The organism is Micromonospora sp. NPDC005252 (assembly GCF_042872475.1).
Taxonomy (GTDB): Bacteria; Actinomycetota; Actinomycetes; order Mycobacteriales; family Micromonosporaceae; genus Micromonospora.
The window spans coordinates 643607-664733 of the sequence record NZ_JBIAKN010000003.1; the positions used below are offsets into that span (position 1 = coordinate 643607).

At 71.4% G+C, this 21127-nt stretch carries 25 protein-coding genes; 12 read left to right on the top strand and 13 right to left on the bottom strand.

Annotated features, from left to right (window positions below):
* Positions 1-135 precede the first annotated feature (135 nt).
* Entirely contained in the window at positions 136-627 is a 492-nt protein-coding gene (locus ACFYPH_RS12640) for an NUDIX domain-containing protein (RefSeq protein WP_354854727.1), read from the bottom strand.
* A gap of 56 nt (positions 628-683) precedes the next feature.
* On the opposite strand from ACFYPH_RS12640, the gene ACFYPH_RS12645 reads away from it, so the two are divergent.
* Positions 684-2333, top strand: a complete 1650-nt coding sequence (locus ACFYPH_RS12645) for a fatty acid--CoA ligase (RefSeq protein WP_355065481.1) — start codon at positions 684-686, stop codon at positions 2331-2333.
* A 187-nt stretch (positions 2334-2520) separates the two neighbouring features.
* Here ACFYPH_RS12645 and ACFYPH_RS12650 read toward each other — a convergent pair whose 3' ends face one another.
* The 6 genes from ACFYPH_RS12650 to ACFYPH_RS12675 form a co-directional block, all read right to left on the bottom strand.
* Entirely contained in the window at positions 2521-3531 is a 1011-nt protein-coding gene (locus tag ACFYPH_RS12650) for an NADPH:quinone reductase (RefSeq protein ID WP_387181368.1), read from the bottom strand.
* Positions 3532-3559: 28 nt separating this feature from the next.
* The gene (locus tag ACFYPH_RS12655) at positions 3560-4249 is read right to left on the bottom strand and encodes an HAD family hydrolase (RefSeq protein WP_387181497.1); all 690 of its coding nucleotides are present in this window, start codon (positions 4247-4249) and stop codon (positions 3560-3562) included.
* The gene (locus tag ACFYPH_RS12660) at positions 4246-5136 is read right to left on the bottom strand and encodes a hypothetical protein (RefSeq protein ID WP_387181370.1); all 891 of its coding nucleotides are present in this window, start codon (positions 5134-5136) and stop codon (positions 4246-4248) included. Before ACFYPH_RS12660 ends, ACFYPH_RS12655 begins: the two co-directional genes overlap by 4 nt.
* A 123-nt stretch (positions 5137-5259) precedes the next feature.
* Positions 5260-5976: an FKBP-type peptidyl-prolyl cis-trans isomerase gene (locus ACFYPH_RS12665; RefSeq protein ID WP_354854735.1), complete on the bottom strand. Its 717-nt coding sequence runs from the start codon at positions 5974-5976 to the stop codon at positions 5260-5262.
* Between the two features lie 100 nt (positions 5977-6076).
* A complete protein-coding gene (locus ACFYPH_RS12670; protein ID WP_387181373.1) occupies positions 6077-6715 on the bottom strand; it encodes a DUF4241 domain-containing protein in 639 nt (212 codons plus the stop codon).
* Positions 6716-6790: 75 nt separating this feature from the next.
* Complete coding sequence (locus ACFYPH_RS12675) at positions 6791-7810, bottom strand: Ku protein (RefSeq protein ID WP_355065487.1); 1020 nt, start codon at positions 7808-7810, stop codon at positions 6791-6793.
* A gap of 85 nt (positions 7811-7895) precedes the next feature.
* Between ACFYPH_RS12675 and ligD (ACFYPH_RS12680) the strand changes: the two genes are divergently transcribed.
* The 3 genes from ligD (ACFYPH_RS12680) to ACFYPH_RS12690 all read left to right on the top strand — a co-directional run bounded on the left by ligD (ACFYPH_RS12680) (position 7896) and on the right by ACFYPH_RS12690 (position 11061).
* On the top strand, positions 7896-8837 hold the full coding sequence (gene ligD, locus ACFYPH_RS12680) for a non-homologous end-joining DNA ligase (protein WP_355065489.1): 942 nt from the start codon (positions 7896-7898) through the stop codon (positions 8835-8837).
* Entirely contained in the window at positions 8827-9744 is a 918-nt protein-coding gene (ligD, locus tag ACFYPH_RS12685) for a non-homologous end-joining DNA ligase (protein ID WP_354854741.1), read from the top strand. The genes ligD (ACFYPH_RS12680) and ligD (ACFYPH_RS12685) overlap by 11 nt, the downstream gene beginning before the upstream one ends.
* Before the next feature lie 249 nt (positions 9745-9993).
* Entirely contained in the window at positions 9994-11061 is a 1068-nt protein-coding gene (locus ACFYPH_RS12690) for a hypothetical protein (protein ID WP_387181377.1), read from the top strand.
* Positions 11062-11067: 6 nt separating this feature from the next.
* On the opposite strand, the gene ACFYPH_RS12695 is transcribed toward ACFYPH_RS12690, so the two are convergent.
* Positions 11068-11808: a hypothetical protein gene (locus tag ACFYPH_RS12695; protein ID WP_387181379.1), complete on the bottom strand. Its 741-nt coding sequence runs from the start codon at positions 11806-11808 to the stop codon at positions 11068-11070.
* A 77-nt stretch (positions 11809-11885) separates the two neighbouring features.
* The gene (locus tag ACFYPH_RS12700) at positions 11886-12794 is read right to left on the bottom strand and encodes an NAD(P)-dependent oxidoreductase (RefSeq protein ID WP_387181382.1); all 909 of its coding nucleotides are present in this window, start codon (positions 12792-12794) and stop codon (positions 11886-11888) included.
* Between the two features lie 58 nt (positions 12795-12852).
* On the opposite strand from ACFYPH_RS12700, the gene ACFYPH_RS12705 reads away from it, so the two are divergent.
* The 3 genes from ACFYPH_RS12705 to ACFYPH_RS12715 all read left to right on the top strand — a co-directional run bounded on the left by ACFYPH_RS12705 (position 12853) and on the right by ACFYPH_RS12715 (position 14758).
* Positions 12853-13221 (top strand): MerR family transcriptional regulator, encoded by a 369-nt coding sequence (locus tag ACFYPH_RS12705; RefSeq protein ID WP_387181385.1) that lies wholly within the window; start codon positions 12853-12855, stop codon positions 13219-13221.
* A 130-nt stretch (positions 13222-13351) separates the two neighbouring features.
* Entirely contained in the window at positions 13352-13870 is a 519-nt protein-coding gene (locus ACFYPH_RS12710) for a SigE family RNA polymerase sigma factor (protein WP_387181388.1), read from the top strand.
* 6 nt (positions 13871-13876) lie between these two features.
* Positions 13877-14758 (top strand): hypothetical protein, encoded by an 882-nt coding sequence (locus ACFYPH_RS12715; protein WP_387181390.1) that lies wholly within the window; start codon positions 13877-13879, stop codon positions 14756-14758.
* Between the two features lie 51 nt (positions 14759-14809).
* On the opposite strand, the gene ACFYPH_RS12720 is transcribed toward ACFYPH_RS12715, so the two are convergent.
* A complete protein-coding gene (locus ACFYPH_RS12720) occupies positions 14810-15841 on the bottom strand; it encodes a hypothetical protein (protein ID WP_387181393.1) in 1032 nt (343 codons plus the stop codon).
* 143 nt (positions 15842-15984) lie between these two features.
* Between ACFYPH_RS12720 and ACFYPH_RS12725 the strand changes: the two genes are divergently transcribed.
* From ACFYPH_RS12725 to ACFYPH_RS12735, 3 genes are all read left to right on the top strand, one after another.
* Positions 15985-16737 carry a TIGR03089 family protein gene (locus tag ACFYPH_RS12725; protein ID WP_387181396.1) on the top strand — a complete coding sequence of 251 codons (753 nt, stop codon included), beginning with the start codon at positions 15985-15987 and terminating at the stop codon, positions 16735-16737.
* A 159-nt stretch (positions 16738-16896) separates the two neighbouring features.
* Positions 16897-17859 (top strand): zinc metalloprotease, encoded by a 963-nt coding sequence (locus ACFYPH_RS12730; protein ID WP_387181399.1) that lies wholly within the window; start codon positions 16897-16899, stop codon positions 17857-17859.
* A 194-nt stretch (positions 17860-18053) separates the two neighbouring features.
* Positions 18054-18740: a hypothetical protein gene (locus tag ACFYPH_RS12735; protein WP_387181402.1), complete on the top strand. Its 687-nt coding sequence runs from the start codon at positions 18054-18056 to the stop codon at positions 18738-18740.
* Positions 18741-18829: 89 nt separating this feature from the next.
* Here ACFYPH_RS12735 and ACFYPH_RS12740 read toward each other — a convergent pair whose 3' ends face one another.
* Positions 18830-19201, bottom strand: coding sequence for a DUF4267 domain-containing protein (locus ACFYPH_RS12740; protein WP_387181405.1), 372 nt, complete (start codon positions 19199-19201; stop codon positions 18830-18832).
* Positions 19202-19288: 87 nt separating this feature from the next.
* On the opposite strand from ACFYPH_RS12740, the gene ACFYPH_RS12745 reads away from it, so the two are divergent.
* Positions 19289-19861, top strand: coding sequence for a TetR/AcrR family transcriptional regulator (locus tag ACFYPH_RS12745; RefSeq protein WP_387181408.1), 573 nt, complete (start codon positions 19289-19291; stop codon positions 19859-19861).
* Positions 19862-19889: 28 nt separating this feature from the next.
* Here ACFYPH_RS12745 and ACFYPH_RS12750 read toward each other — a convergent pair whose 3' ends face one another.
* Positions 19890-20156, bottom strand: a complete 267-nt coding sequence (locus tag ACFYPH_RS12750; protein ID WP_387181410.1) for a hypothetical protein — start codon at positions 20154-20156, stop codon at positions 19890-19892.
* Positions 20153-20389, bottom strand: a complete 237-nt coding sequence (locus ACFYPH_RS12755) for a hypothetical protein (RefSeq protein ID WP_387181413.1) — start codon at positions 20387-20389, stop codon at positions 20153-20155. The genes ACFYPH_RS12750 and ACFYPH_RS12755 overlap by 4 nt, the downstream gene beginning before the upstream one ends.
* Before the next feature lie 454 nt (positions 20390-20843).
* Between ACFYPH_RS12755 and ACFYPH_RS12760 the strand changes: the two genes are divergently transcribed.
* Positions 20844-21053: a winged helix-turn-helix domain-containing protein gene (locus ACFYPH_RS12760; RefSeq protein ID WP_387181415.1), complete on the top strand. Its 210-nt coding sequence runs from the start codon at positions 20844-20846 to the stop codon at positions 21051-21053.
* The last annotated feature ends 74 nt before the right edge of the window (positions 21054-21127 follow it).

Below are 21127 nucleotides of genomic sequence, written 5' to 3' on the forward strand. Positions count from 1 at the left end.
CGACGGGCACACTCCCGAATGAGCGGTGCCCCGTCGCGCTCCGACTCCAGCCAGATCAGAGAGCTATTTCTGGAACATCACCGAAGCGACGGCCGACCCTGCCGTCAAGGAGCTGCACGAGCGCACAGCACCGCCCTACTTGAGGATCAGCCGGTTGGTCTGCTCGAAGACGTCCAGGTCGGCCAGGGTTTCCAACACCGATCCGGAGAGCGGTGTGGGGAACCTGTCGCGGGGGAAGAAGCCGGCGTCGGTGGTCTCGTCGGTGACCCGGGTCAGCTGCCCGTCCCACTCCTCGACCTTGAACGCCGTGGTGAAGACCTGGTACGTGTGCCCGTACATGTTGGTGCTGGTCCGGTCCGGGCCGGTGTAGAGGGCGAACGCGCAGACCCGCAGCGCCCGCAGTCCGGTCTCCTCGCGGACCTCGCGGACCGCGCAGTCGGCTATCGACTCGCCCAGCTCCATCGCCCCGGCGGGCATGGCCCACTGACCGTTGTCCGAGCGTCGGATGAGCAGGATGCGCCCCGCGTTGTCGCTGACCACGGCACGGGCGCCGACGAACATCAGCGTCCGGTCGCCGGCGAGCGCGCGCAACTGCCCTACGTATGAGTCGGCCCAGGAGATGCTCACCTGCGACAATTTACGGGGGTTCCCAACGTGTGACCGCCGACACTAGCTTGTTACCCATGCGTAGCACGATGATGGACGCCCCCCTGCAGGTCTCCCGGATCCTCGACCACGGCGCAGGGGTGCACGGCACGGCCGAGGTGGTCACCTGGACGGGCGCCGAACCCCGCCGGATGACGTACGCCGAGGTGGGCCGCACCGCCGCCCGGTTGGCCCACGCGCTGCGCGACGAGTGCGGCGTCACCGGCGACGAGCGGGTCGCCACCTTCATGTGGAACAACAACGAGCACCTGGTGGCCTACTTCGCGGTGCCGAGCATGGGCGCGGTGCTGCACACCCTCAACCTCCGGCTCTTTCCCGACCAGCTCACCTACATCGCCAACCACGCGCAGGACCGGGTGGTGCTGGTCGACAGCACGCTCATCCCGCTGCTGGCCAGGGTGATCGGCGAGCTGAACACGGTGCGGCACGTGGTGGTGGTCGGCGGTGGCGACCCGGCCCCGCTGGTGGCGGCCGCCGGAGACCGGATCACCGTGCACCACTGGGACGCGCTGCTGGCCGACCGGCCCGAGGTGTACGACTGGCCCGAGGTCGACGAGCGCGACGCCGCAGCGCTCTGCTACACCTCGGGCACCACCGGCAACCCGAAGGGCGTGGCCTACTCGCACCGGTCCATCTACCTGCACTCGTTGCAGGTCTGCATGCCGGAGGGCTTCGGTCTCGGGCCGACCGACCGGGAACTGGCCATCGTGCCGATGTTCCACGCCATGTCCTGGGGCCTGCCCTACGCGGCGTTCCTCTCCGGCGCGTCGTTGATCATGCCGGACCGGTTTCTCCAGGCCGCGCCGATCGCCGAGATGATCGCCGCCGAGCGGCCCACCCTGGCCGGCGCGGTGCCGACCATCTGGACCGACCTGCTGGCCTACCTGGACAGCCACGAGGTGGACACGTCCTCGCTCACCGAGGTGATCGTCGGTGGCTCGGCCTGCCCGCCGGCGTTGATGCACGCGTTCGACGAGCGGCACGGGATCGACGTCATCCACGCCTGGGGGATGACCGAGATGTCGCCGCTGGGATCGGTCTCCCGCCCGCCCGCCGGGGCGACCGGCGAGCAGGCCTGGCGCTACCGCTACACGCAGGGTCGCGTGCCGGCCGGGGTGCAGGCGCGCATCGTCGGGCCGCTGGGCGAGCCGCTGCCCGCCGACGGCACGGCCGTGGGCGAGTTGGAGGTCCGCGGGCCGTGGGTGACCGCGCGGTACGTCGGTGACGACGCCCCGGATGAGGAGAAGTTCCGCGACGGCTGGCTGCGTACCGGCGACGTGGGCATGCTCTCCTCGGACGGGTACATCACGCTTACCGACCGGGCGAAGGACGTGATCAAGTCCGGCGGCGAGTGGATCTCGTCGGTGGAGCTGGAGAACGCGCTGATGGCGCACCCGGCCGTGCTGGAGGCGTGCGTGGTGGGCGTGCCGGACGAGCGGTGGGACGAGCGGCCACTGGCGACCGTGGTGGTCCGCGAGGGTGCGTCGGTGACCGCCGAGGAGTTGCGGGACTTCCTGGCCGGCTCGGTCGCCCGGTGGCAGTTGCCCGAGCGGTGGGCGTTCATCGACACGGTGCCGAAGACCAGCGTCGGCAAGTTCGACAAGAAGGTCGTCCGTTCGCGGTACGCCGACGGTGAGCTGACTGTCCGGGAGCTGACAGCACCGTAACGTTTTACCGGGCACTGTCGCCTGTTGGGCAGAGGAGTACTCCTGACATTCCTCCCCAGGGGCGGCCCCGGCGTTCGCACCGCGCCGGGGCCGCCCGCTCCACACGGGGTGATCCCGCACCGTCATTGTTGCGAAACTTGTTCGCGTCTGTCCTGATGACGGGGAAATCGGGTGTCCAGCGACCCGTTCAGGCGTCACTGGTGGTGATCAGCACCTTGCCCACCGCCGAGTCCTCGACCGCCTGGTGCGCGGCCGCCGTGTCGGCAAGCGGATAGTGGTGCAGCGGCAGACCGGCGTCCGCGCCGACCCGGAGGCCGCCCTGGCTGGCCGCCGCCGCCACGTCGATCACACCCTGCGCCTTGGCCGCCTTCGGCTCCGTGTAGACCAGCACGAACTGCCAGCGGGCGTTCGGCGCCATCATCGGCCGGATCGGGATGGTCACCTCGCCCCCGCCGTCGTCGGCGTACATGCAGACCGCGCCGCCGTGCCGCAGCACCTGGGCGTCGACCGCGGCGTTCCGGCCGGGGGAGACCTCCACGATCGTGTGCACCCCGTCGGGAGCGATCCTGCGGACCTCCTCGACCACGTCCTGCTCTCGATAGTTGATGACGTAGGAGGCGCCGGCCGCCGCCGCGAGCTGCCCCTTCTCCGCGCTGCTCACCGTGGCGATCACCGTCGCGTCGGCCCAGCGGGCGAGCTGGATCGCCGCGTTGCCGACCGCGCCCGCCCCGCCCTGCACCAGCACGGTGTGATCGGCCAGCGCACCGGCGCGCAGCGCGTCGGGCATGAACTCGCCGGCCGTCAGACAGCGGTGCGCGGTGAGGAACGGGATGCCCAGGCTGGCTCCCAACTCGAACGAGGCGTCGCCCAGGGGAACCGCCTGCCGCACCGGCACCAGCGTGTACTCCGCGGCGGTGCCCCACGGCCGCTGCCAGGCAGCCTCCCAGATCCAGACCCGCTCGCCGATCAGCTCACGGTCGACCCCCTCGCCGACCGCCTCCACCACGCCCGCGCCGTCCTGCCCGGGGATCTGCCACCCGTCCGGCGGGAAGGCACGCCGCGACTTCCAGTCCGTCGGGTTCACCCCGGACACCGCCAGCCGGACCAGCACCTCGCCGGCCCCCGGCTCCGGCACCGGCCGGTCGACCAGCTCCAGCACGGAAGGGTCGCCGTTGCGCTCGTACACGATGGCTTTCATTCGTGGCTCCTACCCCGCTCGGCCCGCGTCAACCCAGCCCCTCCACCAGCTCCGGCGTCAACTCACCGATCGACCCCAGCGTCACGACCGCGAGCCCGGCGGCGTCCGGGTCGAGGGGGTACGACCCGTGGGGCACCGCCACCACCTTCATCCCCGCCGCCGCGGCCGACCGCACGCCGTTGGACGAGTCCTCCACGGCCGCGCAACGGGTCGGGTCGACGCCGAGGCGCCGCGCGACGGTCAGGTACACGTCCGGCGCCGGCTTGCCCCGCTCGGTCTCCTCGGTGGAGAGGGTCGCGCCGAACGCGCCGGTCAGGCCGGTGGCGTCCAGCGCCGCCGCGATCAGCCGGGTCGGCGACGAGCTGGCCAACCCCAGCGGCCACCGCGCGGCCAGCCGGCGTACGACCTCGTCGGCACTGTCGATCAGCGGTACGTGCTCGGTGTAGCGTCGGGCCATCTCCCGCACCACCTCGTCGGCGACCTGCTCGGCGCTGCGGCGCACGCCCAGCTCACCGCTGAGGTAGCGGGCCCACTCCCCGGTGCTCATGCCCATCAGCCGGCGCTGGGTGTCCGGCTGCCAGGACCCACCGTGTGCCGCCACGTACGCCCGCCGGACCTCCTCCCAGACCGGTTCGGAATCCACGATCACGCCGTCCAGGTCGAAAACCACCGCATCCACCACGGGCCCATCCTGCCCGAGAGGCGGACCGCCGGTCAGCCGGGCAGCGCGGGTAGGCCGATCGGGCTGTTCGGGGGGATCACCGTGTGACACGACCGGGCCATCGGCTCCAGCAGCTCACGCAGCCGGTCGGTGTCGTCCGGGCCGAGAGCCCGCCACGGATGTGCGGCGGCGCGGTCGGTGGCGTCCTCGATCGCCTGGAACCCGGCGTGACCGACGTCGGTGGCCGTGCCGTCCCCGGTCAGCCAGCCGCGCTGGGCCAACCGTTCGCGGGCGGCCCGCCACTGCTCCTCGGACCAGCCCCGGCCGAGCAGGTTCTCCGCCGACATGTCCACCGCGATCCGCCAGGCCAGCGTCTCCACCGGGTCCAGGCCGGCGGCCACCAGGGCGGCGATGTGCCCGTCGCCCCGCAGCTCCCGCAGCGTGGTCGCGGCCTGCCAGAGGCGGGCGAGAGGGTATTCCCCGACCGGCAGCGCCGCGTTGGCCGCGCCGAGCACCCGACCGGCGGTCTGCGCCGCCGAGGCGGCCCGTTCCAGCAGGTCGGCGGCCTCGGCCAGGTGCGCCTCGGGCAGCTCGTAGGTCAGCTCCGCGAGGGCCTGCACGGCGCCGGTCAGCCGGGCGCGCAGCGCCTCCTGCGGGGTGGCCAGCCGCCAGACCGCCGGCAGGGCCCGGCTCACCATGGGTGGTGCGAAATTGAAGAATGCGGCGATGACCGGGGCGGCCTCGGCGGCGCCCAGCGGCGCGGCCCGGCCGGCGAAGTAGCCCCGCCAGTAGCCGCGCAGCCCGACCGCCTCGTGCGCCGCCCGGGCCCGAGGGTGGAAGTAGGTGACCGCGTGCACCGGCTCGAAGTGCGTCCACAGCAGCCGGGCGGTCCGCCCGGGCTCGTCCAGCGCCGTCACGTGCACCTCCGCGTCCCGGGTCCGCATGGTCACCCCGGACGGCGGGCCGCCCGGGGTGACGCCGAACCTACTGCCGGAGGGTGACGGGCAGGAAGCCCCATGTGAACAAGTCCATCGCGCCGCGGCGACAACCGGGGCGATCCGGACGGGTCACTGGGCGGCGAGCACGTCCACCACGAAGCGCAGCGGACCGGTCGGACGCCCGTTGGCGTTGGCCTCGTCGTTGCCGTACGCCAGCTCGCCCGGGATGTCGAGCTGCACCCGGCTGCCCACGGTCACGCCCACCAGACCCTGGTCCCAGCCGGGGATGACCTGACCCACGCCGATGGGGAAGCTGGCCGGCTGGCCGGCGTTCCAGGACGAGTCGAACTCCTTGCCGTCCTTGAAGAAGACGCCCACGTAGTTGGTGGTGATGGTCTGGCCCTTCTTCACCGCCGGGCCGGTGCCCTTGATCACCGGGGTGACGGTGAGCTTCTTCAGCTCACCCTTGCCCGCCGCCACCGTCGGCTTGGTGCCCAGCGCCGGGTCGGCGCCCGCGGGCAGCTGCGGAGCCGGGGGCGCGGTGGGGGCGTCCGCGGCCGGGGCGGAGGCGGACGGGGTCGCACCTGCCTGGTTGGCCGGCTTGTCGTCGCTCCGGTTCCGGTCGATCCACACGAAACCGCCGATCAGCAGCGCCATCACGGCGACGCCGGCGAGGCCGCCCGCCCACGCCTGGCGGCGGCGCTTCGCCTCGGCGGCCTTCTGCGCGGCCAGCTGGGCGGCCAGCCGCCGACCCGCCTTCGTCGCCGGGCTCTGGCCCTCCGACCGGTTCTCCTGCGTGCGCTCGCTCACGTCGTCGACTCCCTGCTGCGAAGGTGTGGCCGGCACCCGGTGCCGGGGGGAAAGCCGACGCACACGGTACCCGCACGGCGGCCTGCCGTGCCCGCCCCGGATGCCTCGGATCGCCCAGCGACGCCCTCGCGGGACGTTATTTCGGGATCACCATGAAGTCGGTCACGAACGACGTCACGCCCCCGTCGGCCGCGCGCCCGATCCAGGTGCCGTAGCAGCCGTCCCCCCAACCCGTGGCCACGGTGACGACATTGGCGCCGGTGGCCTCGTCGAGGACTGCGGTGATCAGACCCCGGACCGGCGAGACGGGCAGCTCCTCGGGGATGAACACCTCCTCCACCTGGTCGTGGTCCCAGCCGTCGAGGACGGCGAGCGCCGTCGGGTCGGCGAGCGTGCCGGCGCCCGCGTCCACCCCGTACCCGAAGTAGTCGTCCGGGCCGAGCGCGGCGACGTCCTGGTCGCCCGCGACGGCCGGCTCCCAGCGAATCGCCGGCTCGTCGGAGACCACCAGTTGCAGCGCGGCCACCCGCCGGTCCACCTCGGCGCCCTCCCGGAGCACCACGGCCACCCAGGCGCGGGCGGGATACCGCCCCGGCGCGACAGTCACCGTGTACGGCTCGGCTTCCGGGCAGACCAGCGGGTCGCACCCGACCACCCGGCCGGTGGGCAGCACGACGTCATCCACGGGATGGGCCTCGATCAGGTACGCGCCGTACTCGTCGGTGAAGCGGGCACCCGGCGTCAACAACCGGTCCAGGTCAGGGGTGTACGGCATACGGGGCTCCTCCGGTGGCCAACGGCCGGCGGAGCGTACCCGGTCCGGCGGACACCCTTCGTCGCCGCCGTACGGTCAGGCGCTCTTGCGGGGTGCGGTCTTGCGCGCGGCCGTCTTCTTTGCCGGCTCGGCCTTCTTCGCGGCCGTCTTCTTCGCTGGCTCGGCCTTCTTCGCGGCGGTCTTCTTGTCCGCCGTCTTCTTCGCCGTGGTCTTCTTCGCGGGCGCCTTGGCGGCCTTCTTCTCGGCCGCCTTCTGGGCCGAGCGGGCCGACGAGATGGGCGTCGGCTCGCCGCCGCCACCGCGGGCGGGCTGTTCGCCGCGTGCCGCCCGGGCCCGGTCCACCGATGCCTTCAGCGCGGCCATCAGGTCCACCGCCGCGGCCGGGGCCTCCTCGACCTCCTCCGGCTGGACGACCTCCCGACCCTCCACCTTGGCGTCGATGACCTCCTGCAACGCGGCCCGGTAGTCGTCGGTGAAGACGTCCGGCTCGAACTCGCCGGTCATCGAGTCGATCAGCGAGCTGGCCATGGCCAGCTCCGGTGGGCGTACCTTCAGGTCCTCGTCGAGGAAACCGAAGTCCGGCGTACGGATCTCGTCCGGCCAGAGCATCGTGTTGAGCAGCAGCACGCCCTCGCGGACCCGCAGCGTGGCGAGCTGTTCACGTTGGCGCAGCGCCACCTTGACGATGGCCACCCGCTCCGAGTCGATCAGGGCGTCGCGCAGCAGCACGTACGGCTTGGTCGCCGTGCCCTCCGGCTCCAGGAAGTACGCCTTGTTGTAGAGGATCGGGTCGACCTGCTCGGCGGGCACGAACTCCAGCACGTCGATCGCCCGCGAGCTGGTCAGCGGCAGGTCGGCGAAGTCCTCGTCGGTGAGGATCACCATCTCGCCGCCGCCGATGTCGTAGCCCTTGGCGATGTCGTCGTAGGTGACCTCCTCGCCGCAGACCGAGCAGGTGCGCTTGTAGCGGATCCGGCCGCCGTCCTCGCGGTGCACCTGGTGGAACCGGATGTCCTTCTCCTCGGTCGCCGAGTAGAGCTTCACCCCGATCGAGACGAGCCCGAACGACACGGCTCCCTTCCAGATGGCACGCATCCTGCGCTCCCTTCCCCGGTATCGACCATGCTCGCATCCGTTGGAACTCCACGCGAGGTGTTCGGCCTGCTACTACAGTCGGGTCGTGCCCGGCGCGCCGCTCAAGCCGATGCTCGCGATGACCGGGCCGCTCCCGGCGGGTGACGGCTGGGCGTACGAGTTCAAGTGGGACGGGGTCCGCGCGCTCGCCGACATCTCCGGCGGCGTCCAGCACCTGTACGCCCGCTCCGGCGTGGAGATCACCGCCGCGTACCCCGAGCTGGCCACCCTTTGCGAGCAGGTCGACGACGTGCTGCTCGACGGCGAGGTGGTGCTGCTGGGCCAGGGCGGGCAGCCCTCGTTCACGGCGCTGGCCGAGCGGATGCACGTGCGGGATCGCAACAAGGCGGCCCGGCTGGCGGCGGTCATGCCGGTCACGTACATGATTTTCGACCTGTTGCGCCGCAACGGTGACGACCTGACCGGCTGGCCGTACGAGCGCCGGCGGGAGGCCCTGGACGCGCTCGCGCTCGGCGGCGCCCGGTGGGCGGTGCCGCCGGTGTTCGCCGACGGCCCGGCGACCTACGAGGCGGCCGGGGAGCACGGCCTGGAGGGCGTGATGGCCAAACGGGTCGGCGCCGTCTACCGGCCCGGGGTGCGCTCCCCGGACTGGGTGAAGGTCAAGCTGGAGGTGACCGGGGACTTCGTCGTGGGCGGCTGGCGGCCGGGTGCGCGCCGCATCGGCGGGCTGCTGGTCGGGGTGCCCGGCCCGGACGGCCGGTTGATCTACCGAGGTCGGGTGGGTGGCGGGATCGGGGCGGCCATCGAACGGCAGCTCCTCGCCGAGCTGGAGCCGCTGCGCTCCGGCGTGTCACCGTTCGCGCCGGGAGTGCCGCGCGAGGATGCCCGGGGCGCCATCTGGGTAGAACCCCGGGTGGTGGTGGAGGTGAAGTACGGCCAACGCACCCCGGACGGCCGGCTGCGCTTCCCCCGGGTGCTGCGGTTGCGCCCGGACAAGCCGCCGGAGGAGGTCGACGATGCCGGCTGAGAAGGTGCGGGTGGACGTCGAGGGTCGCCCGCTGGAGCTGTCCAACCTGGACAAGGTCCTCTATCCGGCGGTCGGCTTCACCAAGGGCGAGGTGATCGACTACTACACCCGGATCTCCCCGGTGCTGCTGCCGCACCTGTGTGACCGGCCGGTGACCCGGATCCGCTTTCCCAACGGGGTGGACGACAAGTCCTTCTTCGAGAAGAACAAGCCGGCCGCGACCCCGGACTGGGTACGGGTGGAGACGCTGCCCGCGCCCGGGTCGACGAAGGGTCGGGAGACCATCGACTACGTGGTCGCCGACGACCTGCCCACCCTGGTCTGGCTGGCCAACCTCGCCGCGTTGGAGCTGCACACACCGCAGTGGAAGGTGGGCCAGGACCCGGACATGATGGTCGTCGACCTGGACCCGGGGCCGCCGGCCGGGCTCGCCGAGTGCTGCCCGGTGGCGGTGCTGATGCGCGACCGGCTCGCCGACGACGGCATCGACTCGTACCCGAAGACGTCCGGCAAGAAGGGCATGCAGCTCTGCTGCCCGATCGCCGGCACCCAGTCCGCCGACGACGTCTCCGCCTACGCGCGCCGGATCGCGCAGGAGCTGGAGAAGGCGCACCCCAAGCTGATCGTGTCGAAGATGGCGAAGAACCTGCGCCCCGGCAAGGTCTTCATCGACTGGAGTCAGAACAACGCGGCGAAGACCACAGTGGCGCCGTACTCGCTGCGCGCCCAGCGGACGCCCTCGGCCTCGACGCCGTTGACCTGGGACGAGGTCGAGGCCGGCGCGCGCGGCCGGAGACCCGCCGTCCGCCAGTTCACCGCCGCCGAGGTCCTGGAGCGGGTCGAGGAGTACGGCGACCTGCTGGCCGCCCTGCTCGACGGCGGCCCGGAACTGCCGGTCAAGGGCTGACCCTGGCTGGTGCTGTGGACGCAGTCGGGGGTCGACGGTGACGGTCGGTCACCTTCGTCGGGACGGATGCGCCAGTGAGTGGTATACCCCAGAGTCATATTCATACCTCTGAGGTATACCGCTCAACAGCACATCGACATGGCGGGCCCGCCTTAGCGCACGTTGACGGTGGCGTTCCCGGCTGTCGAATCAGCGGCGGCCGAGTTGTCGGTGATCGCGTACGACGCGTTCGGTCGCTAGAGTTCGCCGATGCAGATGAGTGAACTCGTCGGCGCGCTGAGTGAGCTCCGCGCGCTGCGGGTTGAGCACGACGGCTCCGCCCTGCTCGTCACCGTGCCGGCGATCGACGTGAGCCTGCGGCTCTACCCCGAGGCGGTGGTGTGGCTCAACCACCGGACGCTGCCGGATGGTGAGCCGATCCTCCAGGTGGTGGTCCGCCAGCACGGCCGGGATCTGCGGACGATCCTGCTGAACGACGACGTCGCCTGGGAGCCGGCCGACCTCGACTCCCTGCTCGACTCCCCGATCCCGGTGCGTCTGACGGACCTGCCGGAACTGGTGGCGTACACCGAACTGGACCGGAACTCCGTCGGCGCCCTGCGGGCCTGCGACGAGCCGGGGGCGAACCTGGCGGCGCTCGCCGCAACGCTGCACCTGCACCGGTGCGTCCTCGTCGCAGCCATGCGGCTCGGCCTTCGACCGCTTGGCGCGGTACGGCTGTGGCACGAACTGTGGTGCCGCGTCGGCGAGTTCGCGCCGGCCCCGTACTGGCCCGACCCGGACTTCGACCGGATCCTGGTCGAGGCGGGAGTGCCGTTGACGCCTTATGAGGAGGTCCGAGCCGGGGAGCGACCGGTCGAGATCGAGGCGTTGACCGTGGCCGACCTGCGGGCGGCGGAACCGGCGCTGACGGTCGGCCGGGCGGACGAGGCCGCGCTCGCCGCCTGGCGACAGTGGATGAAGCTGACGCCGCGGCAGTTCTACGAGGTGCTGACGGCGGAGCTGCCCGACGCGCGGGTCGAGATCTCGCTCTACGCCGACGGCGGTGCCGCGGTCTCGCTGCGCATCGCGCCGTCCGACGTTCTGCGGGTCCTGCTCGAACTGCGGCTCTCCTTCCCCCGGCGGTTGGCGATGTTGGACGAGATCCGCATCACCGAGGAGGCCACCGGCACCGGGCTCTTCCAGCGCATCATGTCCAACCTGGAAAGGCTCACCCGGTCGCTGGGCCTGAAAGCGATCAAGGTGTACGCCACCGGGGACGGCAGCGTCGCGTTCGCCCGCGCCGGCTTCGACTGGGACCGGGATCCGGGCGACTGATTCCGCTCAGCGGTGCTGCTGTCGGGGCGTCAGCGTCCGTCGTATCTGGGCGGTGGCCGCTGGACCGATGGCCTCCTGCGTCGCCGCGAGCAGCCGCGCGCACAGCGCCCGGGCGACGGCCAGGTCGGCACGGGCCCGGCCCACGTCCCGCAGCAGCGTCGCGCGCTCGTCGTCCGCGACGGCTCGGATGTCCGCCACCTCCCGCCGGCGAGCGCTGCGTACCTCGTCCGCCATCACCAGCACGAACTCCGTCCGGTTCCGGTCGATTTCGGTGGTGGTCGAGGCGGCCGGACTGGCGGCCACCACCCGGGTGACCGCCTCGGCGGGTAGGAAGAACAGCGTCGTGGTGGAGTACCGGCTGAGGGCTGCCTGTTGCTGCCAGCGGGTCAGCAGCCCCGACTTGCCGTCGAGGAAGGGTGCCATCGCGAACGCGAAGTCCACGTCGACGGTGGCGAGCAGCGCGCGGGAGTCGTCGATGCCGCGCCGGAGCTGGTTGATCAGCATGGACTGCCGGTGCAGCAGGGCGGCGAACTCCGCCTGGTCGTCCGCCCGGGGGTCGGCGTCGGAGATCAGGGCGTCGGCCAGGCTCAGGAGGCGGTCGCCGTTGAGGCACAACTCCTGCAACGTGAGGACCACGTCCAGCAGGTGGGCGCCGACCTTCGCATCCTGGGAAACCGTCCGCCGATCCAGCAGTCTGCTGACGTACGAGTTGACGATCTGGACCACCGCCGACAGCAGTTCACCCACTGCGCCGCCCCCTCCAAAGTGGTGTGGGGGCGAGTGTAATCGCCAGGTCGCGCCACCCGGTCCGTCGCCGATCGTGATCAGCGTGCCGGCTGCGCCGGATCGGCTGGTACGAGCGACTGGACCAGCCTGGCGTAGCTGTCGCCTCCGTGGCCCGCCGCAATGGCCCGGTCGATGATCGATTGCACAGCCTCTAGCGGCGTGGGGTCGACACCACGCGCGGCCGCGGCATCGCGGACGTGGGCGACCGCGGAGCCCGCCGACGCGATGGTGGATATGTCGGCGGCGAAGGTTCCGGACGTGATGTGATCGGCGAATCGGTCGGCCATGTCGGGCAACAGGCCACCGATTCCTCTGGCGAAGCGAGCGAACGCGGTCGGGGCAATGCCCTCGGTGATGGCCAGGGCGAAGGCGTGCGCGAGTCCGCCGACGGACATGGTGAACAGGTCGAGCAACGCCATCTCGTACGCTGCTGCCGTGCCGGCATCCGCGCCGAGGTAGGCGCTGGCGCCACCGAAGCTCTCCAGCCAGGGAAGGCTGTCGTCGAAGAGGGCCCGCGGACCGCTGTAGAGAATCGTCGCGGCAGGTGTCCCGATGGTCGGCGCGGGCGTCAGGATGGCACCGTCGAGGTAGTTGACGCCCCGCTGCGCTGCCCAGCCCGCCATGTCCCGTGCCTCGGCGGCGTGCCCGCTGCTGAGGTTGACGAATGTTCCTCTCGGCGGGCGTTCGAGCCCCGACATGACGGCGCGGACCGCCCGGTAGTTGATGACGCAGGCGATGACGACCGATGCCCGGCGTGCCGCATCGGCCACCGTCGGAGCGAGCACCGCCCCTTGGGCCACCAGCGCGGTCGCCTTGCCGGGTGAGCGGTTCCAGAGCACGGTGGGGTGGCCGGCGGCGAGCGACGCGGCGGCCAGCGCCCGGCCCATCGGGCCGAGCCCCAGGACGGCGACGGCGGCGGATTGACTGTCCAGGTTGCGGTGTGTCACAGCGACGACGCTAAACCTTCACGTTGACGTGAAGGTCAAGCCCTGATCTGCTGTCGGTGTGCGGATCAGCGAACTGGCGCGGGAGGCGGGCACCACCCCACGTGCCCTGCGCTACTACGAGGAGCAGGGTCTGTTGCGACCGGCCCGTCTCGCGAGCGGCTACCGCCACTACGAGCCGCAGGCGGTGGGCACGGTCCGGCACATCCAACTGTTGCTGTCCGCCGGCTTGAACACCGCGGCGATCGCCGAGATCCTTCCCTGCATCCCCGACGACGTCACCGTGCTGGCCCCCACCTGCCCGGAACTCCTCGATGCTCTCGCGGTGGAGCGCGACCGGATCACCACGTCCATCGACCGGCTCGCCGGTGCTCGCGCGGTCCTGGACCGGCTCATCCAGGCCGGCTCCAGGGCCCGCGACCAGATCTGAGCACCGTCCGGCCTGCGGAGGGTGGCCGCACTGCTCGACGGTGGGCCCCAACTGCCTGCCCGACCGCTGACAGCACGAAGACGTCCACGCGCCGCGACAACCTTCCGCGGGGCCGCCGCGTGGTAGGGGCGTGACCGACCAACAGAAACCCCTGTCCGCGGCGGACCGGTCCTACGTCGCGTTCGTCGAGGTGGCCTGGCAGCGACATATCCGGCTGGCCATGCTGCTCTGCGGCGACCGGTGGCGGGCCGAGGAGTTGCTCCAGGACAGCCTGGTCCGGGTCTACGAGCGGTGGCGGCGGCTGTCCCGGCTCGACGACCCGCACGCCTATCTGCGCCGGGCGCTGGTCAACAACCACACGTCGGTCTGGCGGCGGCGTCGGCGCGAGAGCCTCGTCGCGGACGTTCCCGACCAGGCCGCCCCGGCCGGCGGCGTGGGCCCCGACGCCGTCGTCCTGCGCCGGGCGTTGCTGTCGCTGCCCGCGAAGCAACGCGCGGTGGTGGTGCTCCGCCACTACGAGGACCTGAGCGAGCGCGAGGTCGCCCAGGTGCTGGGTTGCTCGCTGGGCACCGTCAAGAGCCAGAACGCCCGGGCGCTGGGCAAGCTGCGGCACCTCCTGGAAAACTCCTTCGACTCGGTAAGCAGGTGAACAGTCATGAACAACATCGATGACCGGCTCGCACACGGGTTGCACGACATGGTCGACGGCGAACCGTATTCCGCTCCGGACGTGGGGGCGCTGATCGAGCAGGGCCGGCGCGGCCGCCGACGCCGGGCCACCGCGCTTGTCGGTACGACCTGCGCCCTGCTGGCGCTGGGCGTCGGCACCGCCGTGACCGTGACGAACTCCCCGCCGGAGCGTCCCGGGGTGACCGCCGAGGCGGCGCGGCCGGAGTCGGTCTCGCCGGCGATGCGCCTCGTCTCGGCGGCCACCGCCAGCGAGAACATCAGCTACCGGATGCGGCTCACCAACTCGGGCCCGGGCGGGCTGACGTACGAGGGGGCGTTCGACCCGAGGACCGCCACCGGGTACGTGCGGGTGCCGCAGGACGATTCCGTCCTGACCGAGCTGCTCATCAACGGCACCCGGTACGAGGGTGGGGAGCGGCCGCTGAGCGAGCTGCCCCCCGACAAGGGCCCGGGCGAGACCTACGGCCGCTACGGGCAGTACCCGGGCACGTACGACCGACTCTCCCTCCAGGGCGACGGTAACGCCGTCCTGGGTGCCGCCCAACCCGACCCGGCCGCCCTGTTCGCGGCGCTGAAGAGCGCGGACGCGACAGTCACCGAGAACCCGGACGGCACTCTGCACTTCACGTACACGACGACGGACCGGGACGGGTCGAGCAGCACGGCAGGTGACGTCACGCTCGATCGCGACGGGCGGATCGCGACGGTGGCGCTCACCGCCACCTGGCAGTCGACGGCGAAGGGCCGGCTCGACCGGGGGACGGTCAGCTCGAAGCTCGACCTGTTCGACTACGGCGTCGAGGTGACGGTCAAGCGCCCGACGGACGTAGTCATGATCAAGGAGTAGGCCCGCGCCTGAGCCCGGCGTCCACGCTGATGGACGCCGGGCTCCGGCGGTTCAGCCCGCGGGGATGTGCGCAGCGGGCGAAGCGCGGCGCAGACGCCACCAAGCGCCAACGATCAGGGCCACGGTGATGACGGTGACCGCGACGTCGCCGGCCAGGGCCGCCGCCGGGCTCGCCGGGGAGTACGGCGGCACCAGGTACGCGAACGCGGCGGCGCTGACCACGCTCGCCGAGCCCGCAGCGAGCACGTGCCGCTGCCCCCAGCCAGCGCCCCCCGACAGGTACGCGAGCACGGCCCCGACGGTGGCGGCGAGCGCCAGCGCGACGGCCACCCCCGGCCAACCGGGCGTCGGGTCGGTGAAGACGCGGGCGAGGACGATCAGCAGACCCACCCAGATCGGGTGCGGCACCCGGCGGACGCGGCGCGGGTGGGGGCGACGCCAGCGCGGCAGCAGGGCCGCCGCGACCAGGGTGAGGACCACCGCCGTGGCGAAGGCCAGTTGAAGCGGGCTGGCCAGGAAGTTCTTCCGGCCCTCGGGAGAGGCGAAGATCAGCAGGCTGCCGAGCAGGTAGAGCACCGCGACCACCGCCAACCCCTGTCGTCCGAGCCACGGCCGAAGCCGCCGTTTCGCACCGAGGAACGACTCGACGAACACGATCGGCGCGCAGATGGTCAGCAGGATGTGGTTGCCCACGTAGTCGAACGCCTGCCGGAGGCTGAAGCCGAGCCCCGGCACCAGCGACGCCTCGGCGGCGGCCCGGGTGTCGGCGTACTGGGTGTCATCGAGGTAGCCGGGGTTGAACAGGGACTGGTCCACCAGGCCGGCCTGGAGCACACCGAAGGCGGCGGCGAGCAGCACGATCGTCGGCCATCCCGCGCCGAGGTGCCGGGCGGTCTCCCGGATCAGGATCGCCGCCCCGCCGTACATCGGGGCCAGGAAGATCACCACCGGGAGGAAGCCGTCGAGGGCGAAGCCACCCCACGAGCACTCGGCCGCCCACGGCGCAAGCAGCAGCAACGCGACCACCGGCACGAGCCGGCGGCGCAACGGGGGACGGTCGGCGAGGTCGGGCTCGGTCGGCATGGGCACTCCTCGGTGGCGCTGCGGGGGTCGTCCGTAGCGTCCGTGGGCCACCCGGCCAGCCGCTACGGCCATCGGCCGACGAGGGGTACGACCAAAGTCGTTGCGTAGGGTGGTGGCGACGTCGTCACCCGGGGAGCGCGCAGATGCAGCCACACGCCACGGCCGACCTGTCGGACCCGTCCACCGCCACCGAGATTCCGCTGCTCAGCTACCGCGACGAGGCGACCGGTGAGCGCGTCGACCTGACCGCGCAGCAGGTCGGCACCTGGGCCGCGCGCAGCGCCAGCCTGCTGCGGGACGGCTGCGGACTCGGCCCCGGCAGCCGCGTAGCGGTGCTGCTGCCGCCGCACTGGCGTACCGCCGCGGTGTTGTTGGGCGCCTGGGCCTGCGGCCTGGCGGTGTCGTTCCGGCCGCGCGCCACGGCGGGCCTGCCGGTGCTGGAGCCCGGCGGCGACCGGCCGTTCGACGCGGTATTCGTGACCCCTGAACGCCAGGACGACTGGTTGGAGGACGTGCCGGACGCCCCGCACCGCTACCTCGTCGGCACCGGGCCGGGTCGGTTGGCCGACGTGCCGCTGGGCTGGTTGGACTGGTCCGCAGAGGTGCTTCGCCACTCGGACGTCACGCCCGACCACACCGCCATCCACCCGTCGGATCCGGCCAGCGCGGACGGCACGACCTACGGTCAGTGGGGAGCGCTCGCCCGGGAGGTCGCCGGGATGCTGGACCTGCGCGCCGGTGACCGGCTGCTCGTCGACGCCGCCGAGCACGAGCAGCCGTTGAAGTGGTTGCTCGCGCCGCTGTCGGCGGGCGCGTCCGTGGTCATCAGCGCCAACCTCGACCCGGCGCGACGGGATGCGATCGTCGCCGCCGAGCGGGTGACCCGGGTCCTGTAGACCGCTGCCGGGCCGGCCTAACAGCGCTGGCCGATCCTGTTCCGTTACCTCGGCATCTGCCCTGCTCAGAGGGTCTTTTGTCGATGCCGTCGGCATGTTCTCATACCCGAACAACGACGTCATCGACACCGCACCGCTCCCTCACTGAAAGGTGCACCGATGCGCAGGAGATCGACCTTCCGACTTGCGGTTCTCACCGCCACCGCCGCCACGTTCCTAGCGTCCGGCGGGGCCTCCGGGGCGCTGGCCACGGCCGCCCCCGCGACCGCCTCCCCGGGTGTCGCGGCGTGCGACCCGGGCACCGACGCGCACGGCGCCGCTCGGCTCGCCCAGGGCGCCACCGCCAAGGAGCCGGAGCTGTACTCGAAGAACGAGGCCAACGCCTACGGCGTGATCAAGGACGCGCCGCGCCTGCCCAACGGCAGCGTCACCATCCCGACGGTCTTCCACATGGTCTCCGACCACCCGCTCACCGCCGCCGAGACGACCAGGTGGAACACCCTGATCGCGGCACAGATGACGGTGCTCAACGACTCGTACGCGGGCCGTACGGCGGCGGACGCCTCTGACACGCCGTTCCGGTTTGCGCTCGTCGACACGACGTGGACGGTGAACAGCGCCTGGTACACGGTCGAGCCGGGCAAGAACGAGCGCGACATGAAGAAGGCGCTGTACACCGGCGACTCGGAGACCCTGAACGTGTACGCGGCCAACATCGGCGGCGGCCTGCTCGGCTGGGCGTACTTCCCGAAGGGCTACAACAACGGCCGCGACTACCTCGACGGCGTGGTGATGCTCGACGAGTCGATGCCGGGCGGGACCGCGGGCAAGTACGCCCTGGGTGACACCCTGACGCACGAGGTCGGGCACTGGCTGATGCTGGAGCACACCTTCGCGCACGGCTGCGCCGCGTCCGGCGACTTCGTCGCGGACACCCCGCGCGAGGCGGCACCTCAGTTCAACTGCCCGATCGGCGCGGACACCTGCACGGCACCCGGGCTCGACCCGATCCACAACTTTATGGACTACACGCAGGACTCCTGCATGGACATGTTCACCGCCGGCCAGGCGGACCGGATGAGCGACGCCTGGGTCGCGTTCCGGGCCGGCGGGGCCGGATAGCTCACGGGGAGTCGGGGGCCGGCGGGTCGCTCTGCGGCGAACCGCCGGCCCCGTTCGCTTCACCCTTCCGGTGGAGCCCGCTTATTCCTTCGATCCTCACGTTCTGCCTGCTCCTACGCTTCGCCGAAGGCATCTGACACTTCATCGGCGGAGGACACATGGCGTCGGGGCGTACACGTCGGACACTTGCGTCGGTGGTCGCTGGTGGACTGTTCGCCCTCGGTGTGGTCGCGCCGGGTCCGGCGGCGGCGCCGCTGCCCCGCGCGGCCCAGGCCGACGGCCCCACGGTCCCCGACACGCGCGAGCCGCGCCCACCACTGCTCCCCGCCGACTTCCAGGGCACCGGCCGGTACATCGTGCGGGACCTCGGCATCGACGTCCCGTTCAGCTGGCAGGGCCGCGACGGCAACAGCCAGATGATCGCCGGCGGCCCGGACCACCCGATCTGGTTCACGAACCTGATCTACCAGAACACCCTCTACACGCTCACCTACAAGTGGCCGAACATCCCGCTGTTCCCGCCGCGCCCGTGCAGCAAGGTGCCGGGGTTCTTCAACCGGCAGATCTTCAACGACAAGCTGAAGACCGCCCGCTTCGTCGGGCCGGAGATCCTGCAGGGGGAGAAGGACCGGTACGTCGACCACTGGCGGGTCGGGGTCGTCGGCGGGTCCACCGTGCCGGGGGAGTTCTTCCGGTTCCCGCTCGCCCTCGGCGACATCTACGTCGACCAGCGCGACTCGACCCGGTGGTGGCAGGTGTTGCAGTTCGGCCTGCAGAACCTCTTCGACCCCGAGCTCGACGAATGGTTCACGATGGACACCTTCGACCTCCGCCCCGGCGAGGTCCAACTTCCCGACCGCTGCCCACCTCCCACATCCTGACCGCGCGACCGCGGTGATCAAGAGGTTTGCGTCACCGATCGGCCCGCCGATGACGCAAACCTCTTGATCACCACGTGCGGTGGGGGGCGTTAGAGGGCGAAGAGCAGGGCGGCGTTCAGGAGGACTACTGCGGCGGTGGCGAAGTGGATGCCGAAGGCGACGGCCTTCGTTCCCCCGTTGCGCAGGACGATGAGGGTGTCGCCCAGGGGGACGAGCGCGACGATCAGCATGAACCACGCGACCGCGTCGGCTGTGGTGAAGGCGATCAGGGCGAGGCCGATCAGCCCGAAGGTGAGGTCCTTCAGCCCTTTGACCGTCAGGTAGGCCGGGTCGCCATTCGGCCGAGCCGGTACGCCGTACCCGGCGGCTGCGGCCTGCGGCACCAGCAGGAACCGCGCACCGATGAAGGCGACGAAGAGGCTGAGTACGACGGCGAGCCCGTAGGCCAGGGGTGACAACATGGTCCGCTCCAATTCCTAGCGTTGCTAGATATGAGAGCGACGCTAGCAGAGCAACGACAGAAACGCTAGCGGTGCTAGGGTTTTGCCATGTCGACTCAGACGCGCCGGGAGCGCGAGCGGGCGGAACGGGAACGGGCCATCGTCACCGCCGCCCGCGACCTGGCCCTGGCCGAGGGCTGGGACGCGGTGACGACCCGGCGGCTCGCCGCCGAGATCGAATACAGCCAGCCCGTCCTCTACAGCCATTTCAAGGGCAAGGACGCCATCATGGCGGCAGTCGCCGTCGAGGGCTTCGCCGAGCTGGCCACCGCGCTGGCCACGGCCCGGGCCTCGGCCGCCAGCCCTCGGCAGGCGGTCGCCGACGTCGCGACGGCGTACACCGCCTTCGCCGAGCAGCGGCCCGCGCTCTACGACGCGATGTTCACCCTCGCCGTAGATCTGCCATTCGCCAGCCAGGACGTCCCGACTGACCTGGCCCGGGGTTTCGCCGAGCTGGCCGAGACGGTGCGCCCGTTCGTCGGGGGCGACGACCTGGAGACGGTCACCGAGACGTTCTGGAGCGGCCTCCACGGGCTGGTCACACTGATGCGCAGCGGCCGGCTCCGCCGCCCCGGCCACGACCGCCGGCTGGCGGTGCTGGTGGCCCGCTTCTCCCGGTGAGCGTTGCCGTCGGAGTCGGACGCTGAGGTCACCGACCGCTGGGCCGGGGCGTGCGTCGGGCGCAGGGCGACAGGTGGTCGGTGGGCAGGGCGCACCGCGCGCCGCCGGGCAGTGGCCGGTCGCAGAAGACCCAATGTCGTACGCCCTGCTCGTCCTCCGCCGAAACGGTCACCCCGCCCGGCTCGACCCGCGCGTTGAGTCGGACTAGCACCCGAGCGGCGGTACGCGCGAAGATCCGTGCGCGCAGCAGGTCTGGCGCGGTGACCGGCAGGTGGATCACCCAGCGGTCGCTCATCGGTAGCGGTGGTTCGCCGACTGGGCGCTCTGCCAGGCGCGCAGCGCGTTCTTGATCCGTACGTTCTCCTCCTGCACCGCGACCAGGGCGGTCTGCGCGACGGTGAGTTCGTCGGCCACGCGGTGCAGGAAGGTGCGGATCTCGACGGGGTCGAGGCCGCGCCCGCGAACGTTGAAGCAACCCTCGCGTATCTGCCACGGCCGGAGAGGCTGTCGCTGGCTGGCTGCTGCCATCGGTGGTCTTTCCTCGCGTCGGCTCACCAGCCGGCGGATCAGGTCGCGCACGGGGGACCGCCCTTCGTCGGGTCGCGTCGAAGTGGAGGGGGCGGCCTCCGCCGGTTGCGGGCGGCGGAGACCGCCCCGCCCTGCCACCGCAGCCTCGATCGGCGGTACGGCAGCAGGGCCGCGCCGGGGGAGCGCGGAGGGTGTGGTCTCGGCGGCGATGCGAGACCGGTACGAGAGGCGCCAACCGACCGCAGCAGCACCGCATCACCGAGAGCGACGCTACCGATGCAGCATCACCTACGTCAAGTACCGCTTCATCCTCTTTTGCTGAAGCATCATCACCATCAGCTATGTCACCACCATCACCTCTTTCAGTAGATGCATTGCCTACGTCGAGGGTGTGGATCAATACTGGGTGGGCCAACCGACTGCAAGGGGCCGCATCGTGCCTATTCCGCCCACCATGGACGAGCTGCTGGACGACTTGCGAAGCAAGATCAAAGAGGGGACCTATCCACCGGGCAGCCAGTTGCCCTCAGGTCGCGCGCTTGCCGACTCCTACGACGTCTCGCACTCGACCATTCAGCGCGCGATCGCGACGCTGCGGGAGCAGGGTGTGCTGGTCGGCCGCCCAGGCCGCGGCGTCTTCGTCGCGGAGTCCAGCCGGCGTTGACTCGCGCTGGCCGGTCCTGCGCTTGTCTACCGCACGGCCGGAGTATGGCGGGTCCTAACCTGGACGGGAACACA

Excerpts from the sequence above, each read along its gene's own strand:
- ACFYPH_RS12645 (WP_355065481.1), top strand. The coding sequence starts at position 684 with ATGCGTAGCACGATGATGGACGCCCCCCTGCAGGTCTCCCGGATCCTC.
- ACFYPH_RS12650 (WP_387181368.1), bottom strand. The coding sequence starts at position 3,531 with ATGAAAGCCATCGTGTACGAGCGCAACGGCGACCCTTCCGTGCTGGAG.
- ACFYPH_RS12660 (WP_387181370.1), bottom strand. The coding sequence starts at position 5,136 with ATGCGGACCCGGGACGCGGAGGTGCACGTGACGGCGCTGGACGAGCCC.
- ACFYPH_RS12670 (WP_387181373.1), bottom strand. The coding sequence starts at position 6,715 with ATGCCGTACACCCCTGACCTGGACCGGTTGTTGACGCCGGGTGCCCGC.
- ACFYPH_RS12675 (WP_355065487.1), bottom strand. The coding sequence starts at position 7,810 with ATGCGTGCCATCTGGAAGGGAGCCGTGTCGTTCGGGCTCGTCTCGATC.
- ligD (WP_354854741.1), top strand. The coding sequence starts at position 8,827 with ATGCCGGCTGAGAAGGTGCGGGTGGACGTCGAGGGTCGCCCGCTGGAG.
- ACFYPH_RS12690 (WP_387181377.1), top strand. The coding sequence starts at position 9,994 with ATGCAGATGAGTGAACTCGTCGGCGCGCTGAGTGAGCTCCGCGCGCTG.
- ACFYPH_RS12715 (WP_387181390.1), top strand. The coding sequence starts at position 13,877 with ATGAACAACATCGATGACCGGCTCGCACACGGGTTGCACGACATGGTC.
- ACFYPH_RS12720 (WP_387181393.1), bottom strand. The coding sequence starts at position 15,841 with ATGCCGACCGAGCCCGACCTCGCCGACCGTCCCCCGTTGCGCCGCCGG.
- ACFYPH_RS12725 (WP_387181396.1), top strand. The coding sequence starts at position 15,985 with ATGCAGCCACACGCCACGGCCGACCTGTCGGACCCGTCCACCGCCACC.
- ACFYPH_RS12730 (WP_387181399.1), top strand. The coding sequence starts at position 16,897 with ATGCGCAGGAGATCGACCTTCCGACTTGCGGTTCTCACCGCCACCGCC.
- ACFYPH_RS12740 (WP_387181405.1), bottom strand. The coding sequence starts at position 19,201 with ATGTTGTCACCCCTGGCCTACGGGCTCGCCGTCGTACTCAGCCTCTTC.
- ACFYPH_RS12745 (WP_387181408.1), top strand. The coding sequence starts at position 19,289 with ATGTCGACTCAGACGCGCCGGGAGCGCGAGCGGGCGGAACGGGAACGG.
- ACFYPH_RS12750 (WP_387181410.1), bottom strand. The coding sequence starts at position 20,156 with ATGAGCGACCGCTGGGTGATCCACCTGCCGGTCACCGCGCCAGACCTG.
- ACFYPH_RS12755 (WP_387181413.1), bottom strand. The coding sequence starts at position 20,389 with ATGGCAGCAGCCAGCCAGCGACAGCCTCTCCGGCCGTGGCAGATACGC.
- ACFYPH_RS12760 (WP_387181415.1), top strand. The coding sequence starts at position 20,844 with ATGGACGAGCTGCTGGACGACTTGCGAAGCAAGATCAAAGAGGGGACC.